The organism is Microbacterium sp. Y355 (genome assembly GCF_059445345.1).
The window spans coordinates 847548-865695 of sequence record NZ_JCAIUD010000001.1; the positions used below are offsets into that span (position 1 = coordinate 847548).

Genomic DNA, 18148 nt, shown 5'->3' on the forward strand with positions numbered 1-18148 from the left:
ATCATTCACCTGCTCGGTGAATCCGCGTACCGTCGACGCTCAGACTCAGCATGATCGAGCCGAGCACGGCGGCAAGGCCGATGGAGCCTTCCATTAGTATTTCCGGCTCGTCGGATTGCGGCCCGCGAGTTCTTCCCTTCTCAGACTTCCGTCGGACAGACAGCTGGTCCGCGGAAGCGGCTTTTGTCAGAAAGGCGACCTGACCCATGTCTTTCTCCTTCATTCGAGCTGTTGATGTCTACAGCCTTGTTCGGATTTAGCGACCTCGCATCGGTGAAAATCACTGAGATGTGTGCGGCCGCTGCACGTACTACGCAGATACTTCGCGCAGGCGAGAGTGGAGATGAACTGCAGCTCGGATCCGGCGCCCGTGTCGCGCGCATCCGGGATACTGGTGTGGTGACCACATAGTTCGGTTGCGGGAACTGACCATGCGCGAACGGGAGCGAACGTGTCGAAGCTGTTGGGCAGGAGCCTGGAGCACCGCAAGGTCGAGCAGCTGTTGATCGATGCGCGAGCAGGACACTGTGGGGTGCTCGTCGTGCGCGGCGAAGCGGGGATCGGTAAGACGGCACTGTTGGAAAATCTCCACGATATGGCAGTTGCCTCCCGATTCCGTGTGGAGACTTCGACCGGTATCGAGTCGGAGACGCAGTTCGCGTTCGCCGGACTTCATCAGGTCTGCGCTCCGTTCCTCGAGTATCTTGACGCTCTGCCCGACCCGCAGCAGATTGCCCTCGGTGTGGCACTGGGGACTCGAAGTGGTCCCCCACCGGACAGGTTCCTCGTCGGACTCGCCGCTCTCAATCTGCTTGCCGAGGCCGCCGAGCAGGGGCCGCTGCTCTGTCTCATCGACGACGCGCAGTGGCTGGACCAAGCGTCTGCCGAAGTCTTGGCATTCTTGGCGCGACGTATTGATGCCGAGCGGCTGGTTGTTGTGTTCGGTGTGCGTGATGTCACCGGCACTCCGAGCGTCTTCGCTGGTTTGCCGGAGCTGCAGCTGACAGGGCTCGACGACGCGTCTGCGCGAAAGTTGTTGGACACGGCTCTCCACGCACCGCTCGACGACGAGGTACGCGAACGGATCATCGCAGAGGCGAGGGGTAACCCTCTTGCTCTCTTGGAGCTACCGATGAGCGGTCAGGCTGCTCGGCTCGCGGGCGGATTCGAATTGCCCGACCTATCGGATGTCCCCAGCCGCGTCGAGCGTGGATTCCAACGCCGTTCGAGCGACTTGCCCGAGGCAACGCAATTGCTGCTGCTCGCCGCCGCAGCGGACCCGACCGGAGACGCGGGTCTGCTCTGCCGCGCGTCCGCCGAACTAGGCATGGCTTCCGATTCGGCCGCACCCGCGGAAGCCGCCGGCCTGATTGAGATTGATTCTCGGGTGCGATTTCGCCACCCACTTGTGCGCTCAGCCGTCTATCGGGCTGCGGACCCGGCGAGTCGTCGACGTGTGCACGGCGCATTGGCCACCGCCACTGACGCCGACCTCGACCCCGACCGACGAGCATGGCATCGCGCCCAGGCCGTGCTGGGTGTTGACGAGGAGGTCGCCGCAGAGCTGGAGCGCTCAGCAGGGCGGGCGCGTGCTCGCGGAGGCTACGCCGCTGCCGGTGTATTCCTGCGACGGTCTACGGAACTCACCCCTGACAGCGCCGCTCGAGGGATGCGCGCGCTAGAAGCAGCGCAATCGTTGCACAGGGCCGGCGCATCTAAGTCGGCGTTGGATCTGCTCGTGTTCGCTGAGGGTGGATCTATCGACGCGCCGGCGCGCGCTCGAGTCGAACTGCTACGCGCCCAGATCGCATTCCACCTCACTCAGGGTGCAGAAGTGCCGGAGCAGCTGGTAAACGCCGCTGCGACGCTTGCCTCGTTCGACCCTGCTCTGTCTCGTGAAACGTATTTGCACGCATTGGATGCAGCCACGATCAATGGCCTGCCTGAGTTGGCGATCATTGCCGAGAGAGCTCTCGCCGCGCCGACTGTCGAGCCTCCGCGGCCGGTAGACCTGCTACTTGACGGCCTCGCGGTGACGATTGTGCGCGGGGTCGAGGCCGGCACTCCCCGTCTGAGGGTGGCGTTAGATGCGTTGAGCCAGTCAATCAGCAAGGGCACCGCTGTGGAGGATGGCAGCCAGCCGTGGCTTTGGTTGGCAAGCCGACTTGCGGTCGGAATCCTCGATGAGGAAAGAGCTCATCAGCTCGCCGAGTACGATGTCGTCTTGTCGCGCAGTACAGGCGCATTGGCAGGACTACCTGCCGCATTGGTTTTCCATGCCCACATTTTGACGTTCAGCGGCAACATCGCCCGTGCGGAAGAGCTGGGCGCCGAGGCCGCGATCATCACGGAATCGACTGGCGCGTTTCAGATGCGTCATACCCGAGCGATCCTGGCAGCTTGGCGCGGTGATCGAGCCGTCCTCGCAGAGTCGAATGCCCTCACACTCAGCGACGAGCGCATTCCTGAGGGGAGCGGAGAAGCAGCATTGGCACACTATGCGAGCGCCGTGCTTCATAACGGACTCGGCGAATATGCGCTCGCGCAGCGTGCTGCAGCGAAGACGTGCGACTCTGCCGAGCTTTCGCTCAGCATCATCGGCTTGCCCGAGATGATCGAGGCATCCGTTCGCGCGGGCGACCACGAGAGCGCGGCCAGCGCCCTTGAGCGTCTCAGTTCGCGGGCCCGCGCCTCTGGCACGGCATGGGCCCTCGGGCTGGAGGCGCGTTCCCGCGCCTTGACCATCATGGGTGCTGCCGCAGAAGAGTACTATCTCGAAGCAATCACGCTTCTCAGCGGGTCGAGAATCGCTCGCGAGGCCGCTCGAGCTCATCTGATTTACGGCGAATGGCTACGGCGGGAAGGACGCCGTCAAGAGGCACGCGATCATCTTCGCACCGCCCACGAACTCCTGACAGAAATGGGCGTCGAGGCTTTCGCCTCGCGAGCCGCCCGTGAGCTGCGCGCTACTGGCGAGCATCCGCGAAAGCGCACTGCTCGCCTGACCGACGAGCTCACGGCTCAGGAACTGCACATCGCACGGTTGGTGGCCACCGGCGCAACGTCTCGAGAGGTCGGCACGCAGCTGTTCTTGAGTCCACGCACGATCGAATCCCATCTACGCAACATCTTCCGAAAACTCGATATCTCGTCCCGCAGACAGCTCAAAGAGCTGCAGCTCGCCTGATGCGAGTGTTCGTAGTGGGCATCACCGGCGCGGTCGGAGGGCTGCTCGCGCAACGGCTCACCGCTCACGGCGATGGCGTATCTGGCCTCGTTCGTACAGCGAAACAGCGAGATGCTCTCGATGCGCTCGGGATCCGGACCGCTATGGGCGATCTGGCGGCGCTGACTGTCAACGAACTCGCCGAGATGTTCACCGGCAACGACGTGATCGTGTACAGCGCAGGCTCCAACGGGGGCAATCGAGACGTCACCACCGCGATTGACGGCGACGGAGTGGAGCGAGCAGCGGAAGCGGCCCGCGCCGCGGGCGTTCGACGCTTCGTGCTTGTCTCGGTGCTTCCGGAGTCCTGGCGGGAACGCAACCTCGATGAGGAGGTCGAGTACTATTTCGCCGTCAAGAAGCGCGCGGAGGTGTCGTTGACACGTACCGATCTCGACTGGGTGATTCTCCGACCGTCGCTGCTGACGGACGCACCCGGTCAGGGAAAGGCGTCGCTGGGACCGGCAGAACTGCACGATGAGATCAGCCGTGAGGACGTTGCTGCGACACTGGCCGAGATCGTCCACGAGCATCGGATCAGCCGCCAGATCCTCGAGCTCAACACCGGCGCCACCGCGATCCCGGAGGCCGTGTTCGACAACATCAGAGTGTGATCACTCCTGGAATCCCGGTGTCTCTGATGTTGGCGTTTCAGAGGGCGGTTGCTCGTTCAGCACATAGTCGGCAGCCATCCGCAGCACCTCGAGCTCGGTCGGGAGCAGCGAGGTCTCGGCAGGGAGCGCCTGTGTGATCGAGAGCCCGCTGACGACCGTGTACAGGAATCTTGCTCGGCGTGCGTTGTCACCGGGGGTGAGCGCCCCCTCTCCCTGGAGAACCGCAAGGCAAAACTCGATGCGACGGTGCAGTTCCCTCACGCTCGCCGAGTACTCGTCGCGCGCCGCCTCTGTCGGCGTCGACCTCACGTAGCGGTCGAAGGCCTGGACCCACGCGTCGCGCGGGTCCAGGCCTTCGACTCTGAGTGCGAGCAGTCGCTGGAGGGAGGCAACGAGCCGGTCCCTCGCCGGTATGGATGAGTCGTGCACGCTGTCATCGGGAAGCACGGTGTCGTAGACCAAGACGAGCACCTCGTCCATCAGCTCGCGCTGGGTGGGAAAGTGATGCTGAACCGATCCCGCACTTACCCCGGCCCGTGCAGCGACAGCCCGAACGCTCGGCGTCGTCGCGGACTCCCCTCCCAGCATCGTCGCCGCGGCCCAGAGGATCTTGTCACGGGTGCTCAGACCTTCCGGTGGACGAGCTTCCATCTGGTGCCTCCCGTTACGCTGTATTAGGTTTTTAGTTTATCCGTGCGACGGTCTCTTCTGGCGTCGCAGTTTGCCCTAGCGGAGTATCCGCCCCCGAACGAGCCGGGTGTCCCTCGCCGTCCTGGCTGGGCAGGGCAGGTGTTCGGGCCGGTCCGCTGCGCCAGGTGATCATAAATACCACCACAGTCGTGAGGATAATGACGATGGCGGGCGCGAGGATGATCGCAATCTCTCCTACGCCCGCGGAGCGATCCACCGCGGCTTGGAAATCTTGACGCAGCGCAGCTTCCATCATCAAGACCAGCGTGTTGATCCCCCCGTGCAGCACCACGGCGATCTCGATGCCGCCGGTGCGCCAGGTGATCAACGCGGTCCCGACGGCAAAGATGACGTAGTGGACGTTCAACCACGGGTCGGTCGACAAGTGGATGAACGCGAAGGCCACAGCCGAAACCAGGATGCCGACGACGAGGCCCGCCCGTGCTCCGCGCGCCCACCCGCCGGCGACCCGGAAGATCAGCCCGCGGAAACCGTACTCCTCGCCCGCAGCCTGGAGTGGGGTGAGTAACAGCGTGGCAAGGATGAACAGGAGAACGTCCGTATTCCTCCAGGCGATGCCCTCCGGCACCGACCCCGGCGCCAGGTATTGCACGCCGATGAAGACGATCCACGCGGGAAGAATGATAACCAGCGCCCGCCCGAAAATGTCGAATCGGAATCGCGAGAGCACCGAGTGGAGCGACGCCCCCTTCACTCCGTAGAGCCAACGCTGAATCAGCATGCTCCAGGGAATGAGCAACGCGAGCGAGAGCATCCCCGTAGCGTAAACAAGGGGGTTGTTCGCTGCAGGGCCGTCTGCGCCTATTGCGGCGTTCACTGCTGCCGCAATGGCCGCGAGGACGACGCCGAAGAGCAGCATCCCGCCGATGAGGAGCACGATCGCGAGGATGCCGCGACCGATTCGTCGTTTCTCCCCGGCGAGTACACGGTGGTATTCAACGTTCGGCGCAATGTTCTTCGTGCGCTTGTTCATGAAGATGGTTCCTTTCGAATTGAACGAATATTGCGCGGAAAAGTGGTGGGCTGACGTACGTACTCAGGTGCCGAAAGCGTCGAGCAGCCAGTGGAACTTCAGGCGGAGCGCACGTTCAGTGGCCGCGAGGCCGGCCGCGAAACCCAGTGCGATGTTTTGCCAGAGCGGGAGGTCCAGCGGCGAGTGAAAACGCCCGAAGCGCTCGGCGACCGGCGGAATCTCAGAGAGAACCTCCAGCAGCTGTACTCCGTTCACTCCCGCGCCAACCACAAGCACGACGATCGAGATCGCGCCCAACAGGCGGCTGAGCGCGGGATAATCTCGATGGAAACGGAGCCTGCGGCCGATCGCTGTCTTCGGGTGCGGAATCATACGCTGGCCGGTGCCGCCGTCCGGCAGATAGTGGGCACGTCGTAGTCCGGCTGACCCCAGGGACACCTCGATCACGCCCCCTTCGACGGGCATAACAGCGGGCAGGGGCGACGCGGCATGGTGCCGACCATCGAGATACAGGTGCACCATGCCTTCGTGCAGGTCCATGTCGTCGTCTCGGGCCTGCTTACCGGACGTGCGGACGTCAACGACGTAGTCGATACGGCTGCCATCTGCGTAGGTGAGCGGCAGTTGGAGCAGCTTCCGCCCTGAGAGCAGATGCCACCAGCGAAACGGCTCGAGCGGCCGCCCGTCGCCGGCACGTGTGTCTTCCGCGCCCTTTCGACGCTGGTGATCGCTCAGCATGCGCACATTCCCTTCGATCGATACAGCAACCAATACAGTGTATTGGTGGACTTGATCGATGGTACCACGGATTTCAATACACTGTATTGGTATCGTCGAGGTTGCACTGGGACGCACCTTCCCCGCCGCGGGACTCTCAGGCTCGTCGAGCAGTCCTATCCCGGCGCGGCTTCACCAGAACTTCTCGTCGCCGAGCTTCGGGGCCGGAATTATCTCCTCCGGACCGACGAAAATGACCTCGTGACCGTCCAGCGTGAGTCGGCGTGCGACCTCTAGGAGCATCCGCCTTGCCACGTCATCAATCGAATGCACCAGCGAGACGTCGAGCACCACCCGGGGTTCCGAAGGCGCGCTTTCGAGTACCTCGCGAACAATCCGCTCCGCTCCGGCAAAACGGATCCCGCCCTGAAGTCGGAAGATGCGCGTCATCCCTTCCACTCCGGCGCGGACACGGTTAGAACGCACCACCGCACGCGCAGCAGGCGGCACCTCCATGACGTGCAGGCCCATATCGGACGAGAACCGTTCGAACAACGACACCCCGCGAACGCTGTTCCCATGTACATCCAGCCGAGGAGAGAAGGTGGCGATGCCGAGCTGGCCTGGCAGGGCGCCGATCAGCCCGCCGGCCACGCCGCTCTTCGCAGGTATGCCAACCTGGGTCGCCCAGTCCCCTGCCGCGTCGTACATTCCGCACGTGGCCATGACGCTGAGCACCTGGCGCACCACTGTCTGGTCCACCACTTGCTCGTTCGAGAGCGGATTCACCCCGCGGTTGGCCAGCGTCGCGGCCATCATCGCGAGGTCCCGCGCGGTCACGAGCACCGAGCACTGCCGAATGTACCCATCGACGACGGCCCTCGGATCCTCGGTGAGGATGCCATGGCTGCGCAGCATATGTGCGATGGCGAGGTTGCGATGCGCGCTCCCCATCTCTGAGGCACATATCGTCTCATCTACCCGCAGTTGACGGCCAGCGAACGCCGAAAGCCCCTGAACAACGCGCTCAACGCGCTCAAGCGGATTCAGGCTCTCCGTTCCCGCGAGTGAGTGAGTGGTGATCGCACCTGCGTTGATCATCGGATTGCGGGGACGCCCGGTGTCGCTTTCGAGGGAGATCTCGTTGAATGCCTCTCCTGATGGCTCAACTCCCACCTTGGCGAGCACCGAATCGAATCCTCGATCAGAAAGGGCCAATGCATACGTGAACGGCTTGGAGATCGATTGGATCGTGAACTCGATATCAATGTCGCCCGCACCGTAGACCTCACCGTCGACGGTGGCGAAGACCGCACCGAGGCGTTCGGGATCGGCCGAGGCGAGTTCGGGAATGTATCCCGCCATCTCCCCCGAGGCATCCGCTTCCACATCTCCCAGCACATCGGTCAGGTAGTCGGGAACTATGGAACGCATTCGTTCTCCATGTCTTCTTGCATTGGTCGAAGGGCAGCACCAAGAAGTCATCACAACCCTCGTCACCGCGCTCGCAAGTAGACAGTGTGTTGTCGGCACATGGTCAAGACCTCACCGACGACACCGCGCAATTGTGGACGCTCGGGGACCAGGCACGACGAGTTTGCATGCCTAACCCTGCGGCGGGGTCTCGATGCCAGTTGCCGATGCCGGACGAGATCGCGATGATCGCCGGAGCGCTCTTGCTGCTGGCATCTGCGGGCGGGCTTCTCGGTGCCGCTATCGCCGCGCAGAGGAAGCCTGCAGCTTAGGACGACTGGGACAGCCGTCGGGACCAGGTAACGACAGCATTGAGGACGACCGCGGCACGGTAGATGACCGCGTGCTTGTCGTAGCCGCCGATCTATTTGTCAGACACGCCCTAGCCGACGAGCCCGTTGAAGAGCGCGTTCATGCCCGGGTCAATGCGCTGCAGTTCCGAGTGCGCGTCGTGCCACTCAATGATTTCATTCGCCGCGTGGTGGAGCGCGATGGTTGGGTTGAAGTCGGGCACCAACCGCCGGATCTTCGTGTTGTCGAAGACGACTGAGTGCGCCATGTCGCCGGTGAGCTGACCCGCGCGTTCCGGCGCGGCCCGCTCGATCGAGCTGCTGGTCGCATAGCGGAGCTTCGGTTCTGCCCCGGCCGCGCGCCCGAGGATCGAATAGATCTCGTTCCATGTGTAGACGAAGTCACTCGTGATCTGGAACGTGTCTCCGTACGCGAGCGAGTTGCCAAGAAGCCCCACGAATCCAACCGCGAAGTCGCTCGCATGAGTGAGGGTCCACAGAGATGTGCCATCACCGTGAACGACGATCTCCTCGCCTCGACGGATTCGATCGATCGCCGTCCAGCCTCCGAATGCGGGGATCGTCCACTTGTCATAGGTGTGCGATGGACGCAGCACGGTCACGGGAAACGCGCGGTCGCGGTACGCCGTGGTGAGGAGGTCCTCGCACGCAATCTTGTCGCGAGAATACTGCCAGTACGGATTGCGCAACGGCGTCGATTCGGTAATCGGCAGGCGCGCGACCGGCTTCTGATAGGCGGATGCGGAGCTGATGAAGACGTATTGTCCCGTGCGCCCCTCGAAGCGTTCGATATCGCGCTGTACCTGGTCAGGAGTGAAGGCAACCATGTCGACGACGACGTCGAACTCGCGACCCGCGAGCGCAGCATCGACTGCAGTAGCATCCGAGACGTCTGCCCTCAGCACCTCGACCCCGTCCGCGGGCGCGCGGCGCGACTGTCCGCGATTCAGCAGCGTCACGTCCATGCCACGCGTCGATGCGAGCTCACTCGCTGCCGAGGAAATAATCCCTGTCCCGCCTATGAACAACACTTTCATCGCACCCATGCACGTACTCTACCGAGGCAGCAGATGAGAGCAGGAAGCAGAAAAGCCTCGAAGACACTGGCGAGAGTGTTTTCGAGGCTTATCCGTGCACCCCTCGGGACTTGAACCCGAAACCCATTGATTAAGAGTCAATTGCTCTGCCGATTGAGCTAGAGGTGCGTGGCTGGGATTTCCCCGGCCGAGGAATTACATTACCAGCGATTCAAGCTCATGTGAAATCGAGCGAGGAACCGGCGTGGCGCGGCGCCCAGTATCCTGAGAACGTGAGCGCCTCCCCCATTATGACTGATTTCTCGGACGATCTCGAACTCGCACTCAGGCTCGCTGATGCCGCCGATGCGCAGTCCCTTCCGCGTTTCGATGCTGCCGATCTAAAGATCTCAACCAAGGTCGATCGCACACACGTCACCGATGCAGATCTCGCCACAGAGCGTGCCATCCGGGCTTTGCTGGCAGACGCGCGCCCTGGCGATGGCATCTTCGGCGAGGAGTTCGGCGTCGAGGGCAGCACCCATCGCCAGTGGATCATCGACCCGATCGACGGCACCGCGAACTTCATGCGCGGAGTTCCGCTGTGGGGCACGATGATCGCGCTCGCGATCGACGGGGTGCCCCAGGTCGGCGTGGTCAGCATGCCGGCTCTCGAACGCCGCTGGTGGGCCGCAACGGGCGCTGGCGCATGGACCACGATGGATGCTGCACCGCGGCGCCTCACAACGTCAGCGGTGGCTTCACTCGATGAGGCGGCCGTCAGCTTCCAGAGCATCACCCAATGGGCGGATGCCGGGCACCTTCCTGCACTCCTGCGTGTCGCCGACCGTGTGTGGCGTGACCGCGCGTATGGCGACGTGTATGCGTATATGCTGCTCGCCGAGGGACGCCTGGAGATGGTCGCAGAGTTCGACGTCAAGGAGTACGACATCGCCGCTGCGGTGCCCATCGTGCGTGAAGCCGGTGGAACTTTCACCTCCTTCGACGGCGTCGACACGATCTCCGCTCGCTCATCGCTGGCCACCAACAGCATCCTTCACGAAGCGTTCCTCGAACTCACCCATCCCCCGACAAACGACTGACTCAACGAACCGCTGACCGACAGGCCGAGATGATTCCCCGCATCCCTACCGCCGCCCTCGCTCTACTGACGATCACACTGACCTTGACCGCATGCTCCACCTCGGCTCCCCCTCAGGAGGCCGAGGCCGGACCGAGTTGCGAAACGATTATCGAGCCCAGCACGATCAGCGCCCTGACCGATCAGGACTGGACCTACGAAAAACGGGAATTCCGCTTCGGCGCCGACGTCATCGAAGGCGGGATCGAATGCGTCTGGGGTGATTTCACTATCGCTTCGGATCACGTACAGGTCTTCGGTTGGGCTCCCCTCGACGCCTCAGCCGCCAGCGCCGCACAGCAGAAGCTGATTTCCGAAGGCTGGGTGCGAGCAGACATCGACGGCCATGTCTACGTCACAGAGAATCCTGAATTCGCAATCGCCACAGACGACGACGGATACGGCATGACCTATGAATTCGGCGACGGCTGGACGACTCTGGCAGACACGAGGCAGAGCCTGGTGCTGATCTCGTTCCCCTGAGCCAGCTTTCGCGCAGGCATGAAAAAAGGCCTGCCTCCCTGGTTTTCACCAGAGAGGCAGGCCTTCATTCTTGTGACAGCGGCACGGTGGAGCTGGGGGGAATCGAACCCCCGTCCAACGCTGAGTATTCACGGCTTCTCCGGGCGCAGTCTGTGCAGACGTTCTACTCGGCTCCGACCTTTGTCACAGACACCTAAGTCGACAAGCCCAGCCTGGGAAGAGTCCCGTGTGACGTCCAAACGCCATCACACAGCAAGATTCCTAAATGACGCCAGGATCCGTATCGGAATCACATACGGCCTGACGGACTATCGGGCTCGCTTATGCAGCGAGGGCGAAGTCGTTGCGCTTTGTTTCGGCAACTATAGTTTTGCAGGGAGCGTTCACGAGATAACCCTGCATCCTCGGCCCGCTTCACGTGGATTCACAAGCGCTGTCGAAACCGATCAGCCCCGTGGTCCTTCTTTCGAAGGGACCGCTGTCACTCTGTGGATTTATCACCTCGGACTACTTAAACACCCGAGCATCACAGGATACAACGGATCCGGGCGGCATGCTATTCCTGGCGTAGAGTCGCTCCCATGAGCGATGTCACCATCACTGTCCGCGGCGAGAACGAGGCACGTATCGCGCCCGAACGCGCCACCATCCGCGTCACCGTTCGCACTGAGGGATCAGAACGTACTGCCGTCGTCGAACAGGCGATGAGTTTGGCCGAACCACTGCGAACGAGCATCACCGAACGCAAGGATGCCGGCACTGTTGCCGAATGGGCCAGCAAGCGTCTGGCCGTGCGTGCCGAACGCCCATGGAACAGCGAGGGCAAGCGCCTCGCACTCGTGTTCCACGCCACCATCGACTTCAGCGCGACCTTCACGGAAGCATCAGAACTGTCGATCTGGGTGTCGGACATCTCCGCGTGGGACGGTGTCGAAGTCGGCACAGTGAACTGGCAGCTCACGCCCGAGACTCGTGCGCGCGTCGAGCGGGAAGTGGCATCCACCGCCGTCGGCATCGCGGTAGCCCGCGCTGAGGCCTATGCCAGCGCCCTGGGCCTCGCCAGCGTCACTCCACTGGAGATCGCCGATGTCGGACTCATCTCTAGCGGTCAGCCGCCCGCGGGCTTTCAGGCTATGAAAGCGCGCGGTCTCGCGTTCTCCGCTTCAGCGGACTCCGGGCCTTCGATGGAGTACGAACCGGACGACATCGTGGTTGCAGCGACCGTCGAGGGTCGCTTCACCGCACGCTAGTGTCTTCGGTCGTCCCGAAGTCGGGACGACCGAAAACGGCAGCTACTGCGCGAAAGGCGCCAACTCCGCCGCAAGGCGCTCTGACACATGCGCGTGGATGCTCGTACCGTGCTCGCCATGCTCCGAAGACAGCAGCATCCCGGTCGCGTGCACGGCAGCGACGAGGTCTCCACGGTCGTACGGGACGAGCGCATGCACTTCCACCGCAGGTTTCGGCAGTGCCTCATCAATCGCGGCACGCAGTTCTTCAATGCCCTCGCCAGAGCGTGAAGAGACGAAATGCGCGTGCGGTTCAAGGCCCTGCAACACCAAACGGTCATCGTCAGAGATCAGATCAGCCTTGTTGAACACGACGATCTCAGGAAGATCGCGCGCTCCGACATCCCCCATCACGTCACGCACCGTCAGCAGCTGCCCAGCGGGATCAGGATGCGCGCCATCGACGATGTGCAGAACGATGTCGGCGTCCGCGACTTCTTCCAGCGTCGACCGGAACGCTTCAACCAACTGATGCGGCAGGTTCCGAACGAACCCGACGGTGTCAGTGAACGTGTAGACACGGCCGTCAGAAGTCTCGGAGCGACGCACCGTGGCATCCAGCGTCGCGAACAGCGCGTTCTCGACCAGTACGCCCGCGCTGGTGAGCGCGTTGAGCAGACTTGATTTGCCCGCGTTGGTGTAGCCAGCGATCGCGACAGACGGAATCGTGTTGCGTTTGCGCTCGGCACGCTTCGCTTCGCGAGCCGGCCCGAAATCACGGATCTGCCGGCGCAGCAGCGCCATCTTCGTGCGGATGCGCCGACGATCGAGCTCGATCTTCGTCTCACCGGGACCACGCGAACCCATACCTGCGCCGCCGGCTCCGACCTGGCCACCGGCCTGCCTGCTCATCGAGTCACCCCAACCGCGCAGACGCGGCAGCAGATACTCGAGCTGGGCGAGCTCGACCTGTGCCTTGCCCTCGCGGCTCTTGGCATGCTGGCTGAAGATGTCCAGGATCACCGTCGTGCGGTCGATCACCTTCACCTTGACAACATCCTCGAGAGCACGCCGCTGGCTGGGTGCGAGCTCGGTGTCGGCAATCACGGTGTCAGCACCGGTCGCGGCGACGAGGTCTTTGAGTTCCTGCGCCTTGCCACGGCCGAGATATGTAGCGGGATCCGGGTTCGGACGCCTCTGCAGCACAGCATCCAGAACGACAGCGCCCGCCGTCTCTGCGAGGGCTGCCAGCTCGCGTAGCGAGTTCTCGGCGTCCGTCTGTGCTCCCTGCGGATAGACCCCGACCAGCACGACATTCTCAAGCCGCAGCTGGCGGTACTCGACCTCGGTGACGTCTTCGAGTTCGGTGGACAGACCGACGACGCGACGCAGCGCATGTCGGTCTTCCAAATCCCATTGGTCGCCGTCGCGATTGGTGTGAGCGGCGGTCGTGTTGTCGTGCAGCGCCTGCGCAGCGCCGAACACGCGCGCCTCGGTGCGCGTCTCCGCGTTAGCGAGCACGCGGTCCAGCGTCTCGTCGGTGCGAGTTTCGTCTGTTGCTTTCGTCATCCTCTGCCTTCTGTGTGCGGCGCCTTAACCTTAACCCGCCTGTCCGGTACGCTCGCCATATGGGGTCCGATCACTACTTCACTGCGACCCCGGCAAGTCCGGAGAACCTGCGAACCATTCGGGTTTCGCTCGCAGGTCGAGAACTCGAGATGACCACCGCTGGTGGCGTCTTCAGTCCTGACCGCCTGGATGCCGGTACAGCAGTTCTTTTCGCCAATATGCCACCGCTGCCTCCGAGCGGCAATTTTCTCGACCTCGGAAGCGGCTGGGGCCCGATCAGTATCACTATGGCGCTCGCCTCCCCGCACGCCACGGTGTGGGCCGTCGATGTGAACGAGCGTGCGCTCGATCTCGTCCGTCGCAATGCCAGCGCGTTGGGCCTTACAAACATCAACGCTGTACTGCCCGACGATGTTCCCGACGACGTCGCCTTCCGGACGATCCGCTCGAATCCGCCGATCCGGGTCGGCAAGGACATGTTGCACGACATGCTAGAGCGCTGGATCCCCCGCCTCGATGAACACAGTGACGCCTGGCTCGTCGTGCAGCGAAACCTCGGTGCAGATTCGCTGCAGCGGTGGGTCGGCTCGACCTTCCACCCCGGCTACAGCGTGTTCCGCACAGCGACGAGCAAGGGTTACCGTGTGATCAAGGTTCGCAAGCACGGCAACCCTCCGACGGAGCCGATCACGATCGGTTGAACACCGTCACACCGTGGATGTGTGGCGCAGGCTGAAGCTCGCTCCGCGGTGCTCGTCAGGAAGCCGATCACCACGGCCATGCAGCTTATGGCGAAGCGTGCCTGGAGTGTATTCGTTCTGGTAGACGCCACGGCGCTGCAGCTCGGGAACGATGAACTCGATGATGTCCTCGAACGTGCCGGGAGTAATCGCGTAGGCGAGGTTGAACCCGTCGACGTCGGTCTCCTCCACCCAGTCCTGCAGAAAGTCTGCGACCTCCGTCGGCGAACCGACCACGCGAGGTCCGAGGCCGCCGATGTTTCCGAGCCGCGCGATATCACGGACCTTCCACTCCTTGCCGTCGTCACCTGCCTGTTGGAAGTTCGCGACGGTGGACTGGATGGCGTTGCTCTTGACGTTACCGATTGGATCATCGAGGTCGTACTGGGACAGGTCGATGCCCATCCATCCGGACATGAACACCAACGCACCCTCGTCGCTGGCGTACTGCAGGTAGTCCTCGTGCTTGGCGTGCGCCTTCTCGCTCGTCTCGTCTGTGATGATCGTCAAGAGCGTGTAGATCTTCGCGGAGTAACGGTCGCGGCCCGCGCCCTCAAGAGCATCGCGGATTCTCTTGACGACACCCGTGAGTACCCCCTTGGTCGGAGCGGCGACAAAGATCGCCTCTGCGTTGCCGGCGGCGAACGCGATGCCACGAGGGGATGCGCCTGCCTGGTAAATCACCGGGGTGCGCTGCGGCGACGGCTCGGAGATGTGGATGCCTGGAACCGTGAAGTGCGTGCCATGATGGTCGATTTCGTGCACTTTCGACGGATCGGTGAAGACGCCGCTCTCACGATCTCGTATGACCGCGTCGTCCTCCCAGGATCCCTCCCACAGCTTGTAGGTGACCTCGAGGTACTCGTCAGCGACGTCATAGCGCTGGTCGTGCTCGAGCTGATCGTCGTGTCCCATGTTGCGCGCGGCGGACGGCAGGTAGCCGGTGACGACGTTCCAGCCCACGCGTCCGCCGGTGAGGTGATCGAGCGTCGACATGCGCCGCGCGAACGGATATGGATGCTCATAGGCGGTGCCCGCGGTCACTCCGAAGCCGAGGTGGTCAGTTACTGCCGCCATGGCGCTGACGAGGAGGATCGGATCGTTCACCGGCACCTGCGCACCGTGGCGGATAGCGGCTTCGTTGGAGTCACCGTAAACGTCGTACGTGCCGAGCACATCGGCGATGAACAGCCCGTCGAAGTTGCCGCGCTCAAGGAGCGTGGCAAGCTCGGTCCAATAGCTGAGTTCCTTGTAGCGCGCTGACTGGTCGAGCGGATGCCGCCACATGCCAGAGGACTGGTGGGCAACACAGTTCATGTCAAAGGCGTTGAAGCGGATCTGCTTGGTCATACCGGCAATGGTGCCCGATGGTTTGGTTTGACACCTCATCGGCGGTCATCTGGCGACTCAGAATGGCTGACCGCTTCAGATCATCAGGTCAGAACAGATCGACCTCACCGCTGTAGACCAGCTGTGCCGGCCCTGATAGCGCGACGTGCTCGCCATCCTCTGCAGCGAACATACGCACCCCCAGCGTGCCACCAGGCACCTGGACGCGCCAGTTGTCGGGTGCGTTGTCGCCTGCCCAGTAGCGCACCGCGAGGGCGGCGGCTGCGACTCCGGTTCCGCAGCTGAGCGTCTCGCCAACGCCACGCTCGAACACGCGCATGCCGACGTGACCGATGCCATCGCGCACGAGCGGCTCCCCCGGCACGACAAACTCCACGTTCGCTCCAGCCGGCAGCGCGGGCTCGAGTTCGGGGATGTACTCGAGCTCCAAGCCAGCGAGCTCCTCTTCAGAAGCAAGCGCGACGACCACGTGCGGATTCCCGACGTCAATGCCGAGGCCTGGGCGTGCGACGGAGAGACCGCGTGCCTTGGCTAGTGGGTCAACACCGGACAGGCGCCAGCGCCCGAGATCAACCTGGTAGCCGTTGCTGCTGCTCGTGACGTCGCGCACCCCTGCACGCGTGCCGATCGGCAGCGTGGAGCCCGGTTCGATCACTGCGAGCCCGGCGCGCACCAAATAGTGCGCGAATACGCGAACGCCGTTGCCACACATCTCGGCGATGGATCCGTCGGCGTTGCGGTAATCCATAAACCATTCGGCCGCAGGCTCTTCCTCAAGCGACGCGGCTCCCTCGGCGATCGAGGCGGAACGAACAACACGCAGCACACCGTCGGCGCCGATGCCGAAGTGCCGGTCGCAGAGCGCGGCAACCTGATCGGCAGTGAGTACGAGCTCTCCATCAGGGTCGGCGATGATGACGAAATCGTTGCCGGTGCCGTGTCCTTTGGTGAATGCGACCATGCCCAACAGTCTAGAGAGGATCGGTGACCCGCCACGTCTCCTTCAAAGCCACATGCCCGACACGAGTGATGTCCAGACCGCGACCGGCCGGCCTCCGAACCACCCATGCGCGTTGGAGGAAGGATGTCGCGATCGCGGATCCCAGTGAGCCGGCGAGGTGCGGTCTGCGCTCGGTCCAGTCCGGACACCCGCGCACCAAGAGACGACGGGATCCGGTGAGTTCGTTCACCTCGATGCCCTGTGCCCGCAGGTGTGCTGCCCCCTTCGGCGTCACAGCGGCCATATCACGATCGACCCACCCGTTCTCCGTCAGGCTCTCTGCAAGCGCGATTCCTAGCCGCCCGGCGAGATGGTCGTAGCAGAGCCGGGCGTGGGCCAACTCGCGCGCACCCGCGGCCTGCCTGTAGCTGATCTCCGGCGCCGGTGGACACAGATGCCCCAGCCGTTCGAGCGCGCTAGCGACCTCTGCGTCGGTGATCGCATAGAACCGCTGGCGACCGCGGGGTCTGCATTCGATGAGACCCGCATCGAGCAGCACCGACAGGTGCTCGCTCGCCGTCGACGCGCTGACACCTGCGGCAGAAGCCAGTTCTCCTGAAGGGCGGGCCGAACCGTCCATCAGAATGTTGAGAAAAGTGGAGCGGGTCGGCGCTGACAGCGCATGCCCGATCACCGAGAGATCACGCGACATGTCGCCATCGTACGCGCGCACACTTCGGTGCATCCCGAAACGTCTCCGCAGTATTGTGCGGGCATGACACTGCACACATACGACAATGCCCGGAGCGCCGTGCTGCGGGACATCGGCTTGCTGCTGCGCACGGGTCCAGGGTCACTGGCTGATTTCGGCAAGATTCTCCGCGCCGCAGGCGTCAGCCTCGACGGCGGAGGCGTGTTCACGCATCAAGATGCATCGATCGCGCACTTCCTCGTGGATGATGCCGACACTGCCGTCGCGGCGTTGAATTCCCACGGGATCGGCCCCGTCACCATCAGCGACGTCGTCATGGTGAGACTCGACCAGGAGAAACCAGGTCAGCTCGGCGCCTTTACTCGTATGCTTGCCGACTCCAGGATCGACACCCTCGTGCAGTACAGCGATCATGACCACCGACTGGTTCTGGTCCTGTCGCCGGATCAGCACCTGCGCGCCAAACAGCTCGCTTCTGCGTGGACTGCACGCTGACTACTTCAGTCGGCGATCAGCCGCTTGCCGGTGTTGGAGACGTCGAAGCGCTCGTAGCCGAGCGCGTCATAGAAGCCGAGGACCTGCTCGTTACCTTCGCGCACCATCAGTTGCACTTTCGGGCATCCCATCGCCTCAAGCAGACGTTCTACCTCGACGACGAGCGCACGTCCGATGCCCTCGCCACGGCGATCTCCCGCGCTCGCGAGGTAGTACAGCCAGCCCCGGTGGCCGTCGTAACCGGCCATGACAGTGCCGACAATCGTTCCGGCCTCCTCGGCGACGAGGAACAGTTCCGGTTGCACCTTCAGCTTGCGCTCGATATCGAGGTACGGGTCATTCCACGGCCGTACGAGTCCGGCATGCTGCCAAAGACCGACGACCGAATCGGTATCCTCCCGGACGAAAGCGCGTATCTGCGAAGTCACCGCAGAACTCTACAGCGAAT

General features: G+C 63.0%; 19 protein-coding genes, 1 tRNA gene and 1 other RNA gene. 8 read left to right on the forward strand and 13 right to left on the reverse strand.

The annotated features are described in order from the left end of the window. Window position 1: 1 nt before the first annotated feature. On the reverse strand, window positions 2-208 hold the full coding sequence (locus tag AC1C2O_RS04235; protein ID WP_495429199.1) for a hypothetical protein: 207 nt from the start codon (window positions 206-208) through the stop codon (window positions 2-4). 243 nt (window positions 209-451) lie between these two features. Here AC1C2O_RS04235 and AC1C2O_RS04240 point away from each other — a divergent pair, with 243 nt between their 5' ends. Continuing rightward, the gene (locus AC1C2O_RS04240) at window positions 452-3187 is read left to right on the forward strand and encodes an ATP-binding protein (protein WP_495429200.1); all 2736 of its coding nucleotides are present in this window, start codon (window positions 452-454) and stop codon (window positions 3185-3187) included. Continuing rightward, complete coding sequence (locus AC1C2O_RS04245) at window positions 3187-3840, forward strand: NAD(P)H-binding protein (protein WP_495429201.1); 654 nt, start codon at window positions 3187-3189, stop codon at window positions 3838-3840. The genes AC1C2O_RS04240 and AC1C2O_RS04245 overlap by 1 nt, the downstream gene beginning before the upstream one ends. Here AC1C2O_RS04245 and AC1C2O_RS04250 read toward each other — a convergent pair whose 3' ends face one another. The 4 genes from AC1C2O_RS04250 to AC1C2O_RS04265 form a co-directional block, all read right to left on the reverse strand. Continuing rightward, complete coding sequence (locus tag AC1C2O_RS04250; RefSeq protein ID WP_495429202.1) at window positions 3841-4491, reverse strand: TetR/AcrR family transcriptional regulator; 651 nt, start codon at window positions 4489-4491, stop codon at window positions 3841-3843. Between the two features lie 31 nt (window positions 4492-4522). Further along, entirely contained in the window at window positions 4523-5524 is a 1002-nt protein-coding gene (locus AC1C2O_RS04255; RefSeq protein ID WP_495429203.1) for a CPBP family intramembrane glutamic endopeptidase, read from the reverse strand. A gap of 63 nt (window positions 5525-5587) precedes the next feature. Further along, the gene (locus AC1C2O_RS04260) at window positions 5588-6262 is read right to left on the reverse strand and encodes a hypothetical protein (protein WP_495429204.1); all 675 of its coding nucleotides are present in this window, start codon (window positions 6260-6262) and stop codon (window positions 5588-5590) included. Window positions 6263-6433: 171 nt separating this feature from the next. Then, window positions 6434-7675 (reverse strand): glutaminase, encoded by a 1242-nt coding sequence (locus AC1C2O_RS04265; RefSeq protein ID WP_495429205.1) that lies wholly within the window; start codon window positions 7673-7675, stop codon window positions 6434-6436. Window positions 7676-7842: 167 nt separating this feature from the next. Here AC1C2O_RS04265 and AC1C2O_RS04270 point away from each other — a divergent pair, with 167 nt between their 5' ends. After that, window positions 7843-7986 carry a hypothetical protein gene (locus AC1C2O_RS04270; RefSeq protein WP_495429206.1) on the forward strand — a complete coding sequence of 48 codons (144 nt, stop codon included), beginning with the start codon at window positions 7843-7845 and terminating at the stop codon, window positions 7984-7986. Between the two features lie 110 nt (window positions 7987-8096). Here the strand turns inward: AC1C2O_RS04270 and AC1C2O_RS04275 are convergent, their stop codons facing one another. Beyond that, entirely contained in the window at window positions 8097-9071 is a 975-nt protein-coding gene (locus AC1C2O_RS04275; RefSeq protein ID WP_495429207.1) for an SDR family oxidoreductase, read from the reverse strand. An 86-nt stretch (window positions 9072-9157) separates the two neighbouring features. After that, window positions 9158-9230: transfer RNA gene (locus AC1C2O_RS04280), tRNA-Lys, on the reverse strand. A gap of 122 nt (window positions 9231-9352) precedes the next feature. Here AC1C2O_RS04280 and AC1C2O_RS04285 point away from each other — a divergent pair. Further along, window positions 9353-10144: an inositol monophosphatase family protein gene (locus tag AC1C2O_RS04285; RefSeq protein WP_495431668.1), complete on the forward strand. Its 792-nt coding sequence runs from the start codon at window positions 9353-9355 to the stop codon at window positions 10142-10144. Window positions 10145-10173: 29 nt separating this feature from the next. Beyond that, on the forward strand, window positions 10174-10665 hold the full coding sequence (locus tag AC1C2O_RS04290) for a hypothetical protein (RefSeq protein ID WP_495429208.1): 492 nt from the start codon (window positions 10174-10176) through the stop codon (window positions 10663-10665). An 84-nt stretch (window positions 10666-10749) separates the two neighbouring features. Here the strand turns inward: AC1C2O_RS04290 and ssrA are convergent. Further along, window positions 10750-11119: a transfer-messenger RNA gene (gene ssrA / locus AC1C2O_RS04295) on the reverse strand. A gap of 127 nt (window positions 11120-11246) precedes the next feature. On the opposite strand from ssrA, the gene AC1C2O_RS04300 reads away from it, so the two are divergent. After that, window positions 11247-11915 carry an SIMPL domain-containing protein gene (locus AC1C2O_RS04300; protein ID WP_495429209.1) on the forward strand — a complete coding sequence of 223 codons (669 nt, stop codon included), beginning with the start codon at window positions 11247-11249 and terminating at the stop codon, window positions 11913-11915. 42 nt (window positions 11916-11957) lie between these two features. Here the strand turns inward: AC1C2O_RS04300 and hflX are convergent, their stop codons facing one another. Then, entirely contained in the window at window positions 11958-13463 is a 1506-nt protein-coding gene (gene hflX / locus AC1C2O_RS04305) for a GTPase HflX (protein ID WP_495429210.1), read from the reverse strand. Window positions 13464-13522: 59 nt separating this feature from the next. Between hflX and AC1C2O_RS04310 the strand changes: the two genes are divergently transcribed. Then, the gene (locus tag AC1C2O_RS04310; protein ID WP_495429211.1) at window positions 13523-14164 is read left to right on the forward strand and encodes a class I SAM-dependent methyltransferase; all 642 of its coding nucleotides are present in this window, start codon (window positions 13523-13525) and stop codon (window positions 14162-14164) included. Between the two features lie 6 nt (window positions 14165-14170). Here AC1C2O_RS04310 and AC1C2O_RS04315 read toward each other — a convergent pair whose 3' ends face one another. From AC1C2O_RS04315 to AC1C2O_RS04325, 3 genes are all read right to left on the reverse strand, one after another. Beyond that, window positions 14171-15553 (reverse strand): LLM class flavin-dependent oxidoreductase, encoded by a 1383-nt coding sequence (locus AC1C2O_RS04315; RefSeq protein WP_495429212.1) that lies wholly within the window; start codon window positions 15551-15553, stop codon window positions 14171-14173. 88 nt (window positions 15554-15641) lie between these two features. Continuing rightward, window positions 15642-16514 carry a diaminopimelate epimerase gene (gene dapF, locus AC1C2O_RS04320; RefSeq protein WP_495429213.1) on the reverse strand — a complete coding sequence of 291 codons (873 nt, stop codon included), beginning with the start codon at window positions 16512-16514 and terminating at the stop codon, window positions 15642-15644. Between the two features lie 10 nt (window positions 16515-16524). Continuing rightward, window positions 16525-17205, reverse strand: coding sequence for an ArsR/SmtB family transcription factor (locus tag AC1C2O_RS04325; protein ID WP_495429214.1), 681 nt, complete (start codon window positions 17203-17205; stop codon window positions 16525-16527). 63 nt (window positions 17206-17268) lie between these two features. Between AC1C2O_RS04325 and AC1C2O_RS04330 the strand changes: the two genes are divergently transcribed. Beyond that, the gene (locus tag AC1C2O_RS04330) at window positions 17269-17700 is read left to right on the forward strand and encodes a hypothetical protein (RefSeq protein WP_495429215.1); all 432 of its coding nucleotides are present in this window, start codon (window positions 17269-17271) and stop codon (window positions 17698-17700) included. 5 nt (window positions 17701-17705) lie between these two features. On the opposite strand, the gene AC1C2O_RS04335 is transcribed toward AC1C2O_RS04330, so the two are convergent. Further along, complete coding sequence (locus tag AC1C2O_RS04335) at window positions 17706-18128, reverse strand: GNAT family acetyltransferase (protein ID WP_495429216.1); 423 nt, start codon at window positions 18126-18128, stop codon at window positions 17706-17708. Window positions 18129-18148: the final 20 nt, after the last annotated feature.